This is a genomic window from Sulfuricurvum sp., from assembly GCF_023250475.1.
In the GTDB taxonomy this organism is placed as follows: Bacteria; Campylobacterota; Campylobacteria; order Campylobacterales; family Sulfurimonadaceae; genus Sulfuricurvum.
This window is the reverse complement of the sequence record NZ_JAHFAQ010000097.1, coordinates 1-5,823: the sequence shown is the minus strand read 5'-3', so window position 1 is coordinate 5,823 and position 5,823 is coordinate 1. Positions and strand designations below refer to the sequence as shown.

6 protein-coding genes are annotated in these 5,823 nt (G+C 44.5%); 3 read left to right on the top strand and 3 right to left on the bottom strand.

Annotated features, from left to right (window positions below):
* On the bottom strand, positions 1-1,815 hold a 1,815-nt coding region (locus Q0C19_RS09150; RefSeq protein WP_295055294.1), incomplete at its 3' end, for a cation-transporting P-type ATPase.
* A gap of 63 nt (positions 1,816-1,878) precedes the next feature.
* On the bottom strand, positions 1,879-2,181 hold the full coding sequence (locus tag Q0C19_RS09145) for a monooxygenase (RefSeq protein ID WP_295055292.1): 303 nt from the start codon (positions 2,179-2,181) through the stop codon (positions 1,879-1,881).
* A 118-nt stretch (positions 2,182-2,299) separates the two neighbouring features.
* Between Q0C19_RS09145 and Q0C19_RS09140 the strand changes: the two genes are divergently transcribed.
* Together Q0C19_RS09140 and Q0C19_RS09135 are read left to right on the top strand one after the other, a co-directional pair.
* Positions 2,300-4,336, top strand: coding sequence for an EAL domain-containing protein (locus Q0C19_RS09140; protein WP_295055290.1), 2,037 nt, complete (start codon positions 2,300-2,302; stop codon positions 4,334-4,336).
* A gap of 7 nt (positions 4,337-4,343) precedes the next feature.
* On the top strand, positions 4,344-4,646 hold the full coding sequence (locus Q0C19_RS09135; protein WP_295055288.1) for a hypothetical protein: 303 nt from the start codon (positions 4,344-4,346) through the stop codon (positions 4,644-4,646).
* 17 nt (positions 4,647-4,663) lie between these two features.
* Here the strand turns inward: Q0C19_RS09135 and Q0C19_RS09130 are convergent, their stop codons facing one another.
* Entirely contained in the window at positions 4,664-4,966 is a 303-nt protein-coding gene (locus tag Q0C19_RS09130) for a glycine zipper domain-containing protein (RefSeq protein WP_295055286.1), read from the bottom strand.
* Positions 4,967-5,111: 145 nt separating this feature from the next.
* Between Q0C19_RS09130 and Q0C19_RS09125 the strand changes: the two genes are divergently transcribed.
* Positions 5,112-5,823 (top strand): ATP-binding cassette domain-containing protein (locus Q0C19_RS09125; protein ID WP_295055284.1); only part of this gene is annotated, 712 nt, incomplete at its 3' end.

Genomic DNA, 5,823 nt, shown 5'->3' with positions numbered 1-5,823 from the left:
ATCCGCTTTTTTTAATGCGGGGGCATCATTGACGCCATCCCCCGTGACGGCAACCGTTTCCCCCATCTCTTTAAGCAACGTCACAAGGGAGAGTTTCTGTTCAGGAGAAACACGGGCAAAGACATGATTGCCCCGCAGGAGCCTCTTGATCGCTGAAGGGGGAAGTTTATCCAGATCATCACCGCTCGTTACTTCCGTATCGGAGGTGATAATCCCTGCTTTGATCCCGATCGTAGCCGCCGTAATGGGATGGTCTCCCGTCAGCATCAACACCCTAATCCCTGCTTTGTGACATAACGCTATCGCTTCTTCAATATCCTCGCGTAACGGATCGACCATCGCAATATACCCGATAAAAACCAGCCCGTTTTCGGCCTCTTGTCGTGATGAGGGGATTTGCTCAGAACTCCGTGTGGCAAACGCAATCACCCGATAGCCCGACGCGGCCAGCGCATCATGTTTTTCGATAAGTTTTCGGTGTTCCTCTTCACTTATAGGAGTGTTTCCATCCTGTACAGCCATCTCGTGACACAGCTCCAAAATTACTTCGGGCGCCCCTTTGCAGTAAATCACAAATCCTTTCTCACTTGTGTGGATCGTACTCATCCGCTTTAAGTGATAATCAAACGGATAATCACCGACAAGTGGCATTTGACTCCGGCGAAGGGCTACGTCGGTATATCCTTCGGCAAAATGGACCAACGCTTGTTCAACGGGATCACCGTTTTTCGCATCGGCACGATTACACAATAACGCTGCATCAAGCAACTGTGCGGAAGGTTCCTCTCTCCCCTCCTCTTCCCATGCCGCTACTTCCATCTTATTTTGGGTAATGGTTCCCGTTTTATCGGTTGCGATTACCGTCACGGCTCCCAGATTTTCGATAACGGAGAGACCATTGACCAAAAATCCCTTCGAGGCCATCCTCTGTGCCCCGAATGCCAATGCCAGCGTCACGGTCGGCAAAAGCCCCTCGGGGATCAGAGCGACCAAAACGCCTAACGCAAATAAAAAGGTTTTCCATAACTCAGATCCGCCTGCACCGCCGATGAGAATTAATCCCGCGGCTATCACGAACGAGGTCAACGCAATCACTTTCGATATATGGGCGATCTCTTGCTGTAAATGGCTTTTCGAGGATTCCACACTTTGGGTCAGTACCGCGATTGTTCCGTACCGACTCTCTTTGCCCGTCGCATAAACAACCCCGCGTGCTTCCCCTTTGACAACATATGTCCCCGAATACAAAATATTCTTAACATCCCCGCCGCCGATCACACCGGCCGATACCAGTTCGCTCTCTCCGGTAAGGCTACTTTCATTCACCCACACATCGAATGCACGTATCAGATACATATCGGCGGGAACTTTGTCCCCCTCTCCCAATATGACAACATCACCGGGAACCAGTTCTTCCCCCAGAACAATTTTTTCGGCTCCCTGACGGCATACACGCACTTTCAATGGGAGCATATTCCGCAGTGCCTCTAAGCTTTTTTCGGTACGGAATTCCTGATAAAAACCGAATCCTCCGTTGAGAACAATCACAATCACGATTGCCCAACCGATGGGGAGCATATTGGAAGGGGGATCGATCCAGGCAATCGTAAAACTGATTGCCGCAGCCGCCCAGAGCAAAAGGGCAAAAAAATGGGTGAATTGTGCCGCTAATTTAGCATATAGAGGTTTAGTAGGTATTTTAGGGAGGGTATTGAGACCGTGTTGAAGATGCCTACGCTGCACTTCTTCATCGCTTAACCCCTCCTCAGAAGTTGCAAACGCCAAAAATAATTCGGATAAGGTCATTGTTTTCATTTTTAGATTTTACTACAAAAAATTATTATTAACATCAACAAATATATTTAAATTAAAACACCCCTAAACTGGAGCACGGGTTATATGCGACAGCGGCTCATTAAGCGTAAAAAATTTGGCACGAATATCCCTCACTCCGAAACTCTCCAATCGCGCAGTGTGCATTTTCAAATACGTTTCGGCTGAAGATTTATCCTCAAACAGATAAATTCCGCCCGCTTCATTGGTTTCGCTGTTTTCGGTCCACATTTTCCAGATCAAACCGCGCTCTTGTGCGATCGATTCGGCAAGCGGGGTAAATGCTGCCGCCATTTCAGCTCCGAAGGATCCGCTGTAGGGAAAATCGATTTGTACTAATATCTTCATCTTTACTCCGATTTATCTTTTTAAAAGTATATCAAATCCCCCTCTTGCCTTTTATAAATGTATCTTAATTGTAATCTCTCTATAATAGAAAAATTTTATACTTAAAAAGATTGGTTTTATGACTAAAAACTTTCGCAGATCCATACTGTCGAGATACTTCCGATTCGTCTTGATCGGATTTATGCTCTTAATCATTACTTCATTAATCTGGAACATTATTACTATCAATCGGTACGTTTTGCAACTTTCCGAACAAGAGGCCAAAGCAAACCTGAATAAAGAGAGCGGTATTCCTACTTTTTCCGGAAAAACAGTTTCCCTTGACGTCTTTGATACGTTTAAAAATACTTCTATACAAAATCTTATCTTGATCCATTTTCTTTTTTGGATTGTCGGTTTCGGGCTTCTCTTCTTGTTGGGGCGCCGATTGACAAAAAACGAACTTTCTACGCATATCAATGAAAAAAAGCTTGCCATTCTCTCTCACGCCCTGCAGCAAAGTGCAAACGGTATTTTAATTACAAACTCTTTTGGAGTGATCGAATACGTCAATCAGGCATTCATTCAGATTAACGGCTTTGCAGAAACCGAACTCATAGGAACGACACCTAAGAAAATGAAATCAGGACTTAATCCCCCCGAACTCTATGCAGAGATGTGGTCTACGATTACACAAGGGTATACATGGAAAGGTGAGTTTAAAAATCGCAAAAAGAACGGTACCGTTTACTGGTGTTTTGAAACCATTTCCCCTGTTTTTGATGATAATAACAATATAACCCACTATATAGGTATTATCGAAGATATCCAAGATCGTAAAACTACCGAAGAGCATATTCGCCATTTAGCCAAATTTGACCCTCTAACCAATCTACCGAATCGCCATTTTTTCCGTGACGAACTAGCAAACAGAATATATCAAGCACATAGCAATGGCAAATTTTTCGGGCTGCTCTATATCGATCTTGATCGCTTTAAAATGGTGAATGACTCACTCGGGCATACGGTAGGGGATACACTCTTACAAAAATTAGCGGAACGTTTTTTGACCATCAATGATCAAATGCATTTTTTTGTACGTCTCGGCGGAGACGAATTTGCCATTATCACGGCACTCACCGATTCTAAAAAAACGGTAGAAACATTTGCACAATCCCTTCATGAAACGATTAAAGTGCCATTTGTCATCGAAGAACATGATATTTTCATGACCGCCAGTATCGGAATAGCCCTCTATCCTCAAGACGGAGACAATAGTGAATCGCTGGTTAAGGCAGCCGATATGGCGATGTACGGAGCAAAAATAAAAGGGAAAAATACCTATCTCTTCTTTGAACCGATCAAAGGAGATTTTGCTTCAGAAACATTAATCATTGAAAACGGTCTGCGAAAAGCGTTAAAAAACAATGAACTCTTTCTGGTTTATCAGCCAAAATGGGATACCCAAGAAAACCGATTCATCGGATTAGAAGTATTGGTGCGCTGGCAGAGTCCTGAACTTGGGTTTATGAACCCGGGGCAATTTATTTCCATTGCCGAAGAGACGGATTTAATCATTATCCTGGGAGAATGGATTTTAAAAGAAGCGCTGATCACTATGATGAAAATTTCAAAAATTATCGGTTTTGTCCCGAAGATCTCCGTCAACCTTTCACCGGTACAATTTCGGAATAATGGACTAAACGGCACGATTAAAGAGATCCTTGAGCAAACTCTCTTTCCCCCTGAAAAACTTGAACTGGAAATTACCGAAGGGGCTCTTGTTAGCAATCCCAAAATGGCTATCGAAAAAATGAACGATCTTGTAAAATACGGAATAACCTTTTCAATCGATGATTTCGGTACAGGCTACTCATCAATGTCTTATCTTAAAAAGTTTCCGGTATCTACCCTTAAAATCGACAAATCTTTTGTGGATGATGTCGTGAAAGACCCGCAGGATAGAGCGATCATTGAAGCCGTCATTACGTTGGCGGCTTCTTTGAACATGAGAACCATAGCCGAGGGGGCGGAGACCAAAGAGCAAGTAGATGTCTTAAACTTCATAGGATGTTATGCCATTCAAGGGTATTGGCACAGCCGCCCGCTCAATTACGAAGATTTGGTGACTTATTTTCAAAAACAATCCGAAGCCGTCAGTTCCCATCCGCTATAATTGCTTTATGAACAACGAACATCCTATCTTTCTCATCGACCCGACACCGACACTTCCGACACGCCAATGCCGTCTTATTGCACGTATCATGGGATGGGGCTTGAGCTATGGAAATTATAGTATTGCTTTGATTGTGTGGTGGAAAAGCGACTGGTTTATCGCTATCGGAGGATTGTTACTCGGGTATATTGTATTCGGGATCATCCGGAGTAAGCTCCGCAACGATTCTCTCCCTCCGGCACAGAGGGAAACACCCTACAACGATTATGCGATTGCAACCTGGTATTTATCCCGTAATCACTGTTTTTAAAGGGTAATTTTATACCCTCAGTCGTTATTATGATGTTTGTGATGCCCTTTGTGCTTTCCGTTATCATGCTGTTCTCGATCAACGTATACAACTTTTTCTGAGCTTCGTTGAGTGTTGCTTCCGATAGCCGCCCCAAGTGCTCCACCGACGCCGCCGCCAATAATCGCACCGTTTTTACCGCTGCTGGCTGAACCGATCGCCGATCCGGCAGCTGCACCTACAGCACTTCCTAATACGGCGCCTCCATCTATATCTCCGGCACTCACGCTCACGGCTGCGGCAAAAATAGCTGCTAAAAGCAAAGTTGATTTCAATTTCATAAATAAAGCTCCTTATTTTGTTTTGTGTATTTTACCAAGAAGATGGTCACACTATAGTCATCCTTACAAATTAGTATGGGATATCCCCTCTAAGTTCCCATCCGCTATAATTCGCGGAAGTATCCTCCCCAAGGAATAAATAAATATGGCATTAGTCGATCTCCTCGGTGTCAGCAAACACTATGAAGCCCAAAAAATTTTAGAAAATATCAATTTTCACATCGATGAGGGAGAACGGGTCGTCATCGTCGGGAAAAACGGCAGCGGAAAATCAACCTTGATGAAGATTGTTCACGGCTCCCTCGATACCGACGGCGGTGAGCGGATCAATCGCCAGGGGATTGAGATTAAAATGCTCTCGCAAGTGCCGAAATTCGATCCTTCCCATACGGTTCGCGAAGCCATTGAAGCGGGACTCGGAGAGCTGAAATACGCTCGTGTCCGTTTTGATGAGATTTCAACCCTCCTCGCCGAGCAATTCGACAATACCGCCTTACTCGACGAACAATCCCTCTTAACCAATTTCCTCGACCACCACAATGCCTGGAATCTGGATGATAAAATTGAACGGGTCATGCACCATTTTATGCTCAAAGAGTACGAGCATAAAAATGTCGAACTCTTAAGCGGAGGGGAACAGCGCCGTGTAGCCCTCGCCTCGCTCCTCCTCCAAAAACCGGATATTCTTCTGCTCGATGAACCGACCAACCACCTCGACGTCTACATGGTCGAGTTTCTCGAAGAACTGATCCTCAAAGAGAAATTCACCCTCCTTTTTATCTCTCATGACCGTTATTTTATCGATCAAGTGGCGACCAAAACGATCGAGGTCGAAGATTGCATCTTAAGAGAGTTTA

Excerpts from the sequence above, each read along its gene's own strand:
- Q0C19_RS09130 (WP_295055286.1), bottom strand. The coding sequence starts at position 4,966 with ATGAAATTGAAATCAACTTTGCTTTTAGCAGCTATTTTTGCCGCAGCC.
- Q0C19_RS09140 (WP_295055290.1), top strand. The coding sequence starts at position 2,300 with ATGACTAAAAACTTTCGCAGATCCATACTGTCGAGATACTTCCGATTC.
- Q0C19_RS09135 (WP_295055288.1), top strand. The coding sequence starts at position 4,344 with ATGAACAACGAACATCCTATCTTTCTCATCGACCCGACACCGACACTT.
- Q0C19_RS09145 (WP_295055292.1), bottom strand. The coding sequence starts at position 2,181 with ATGAAGATATTAGTACAAATCGATTTTCCCTACAGCGGATCCTTCGGA.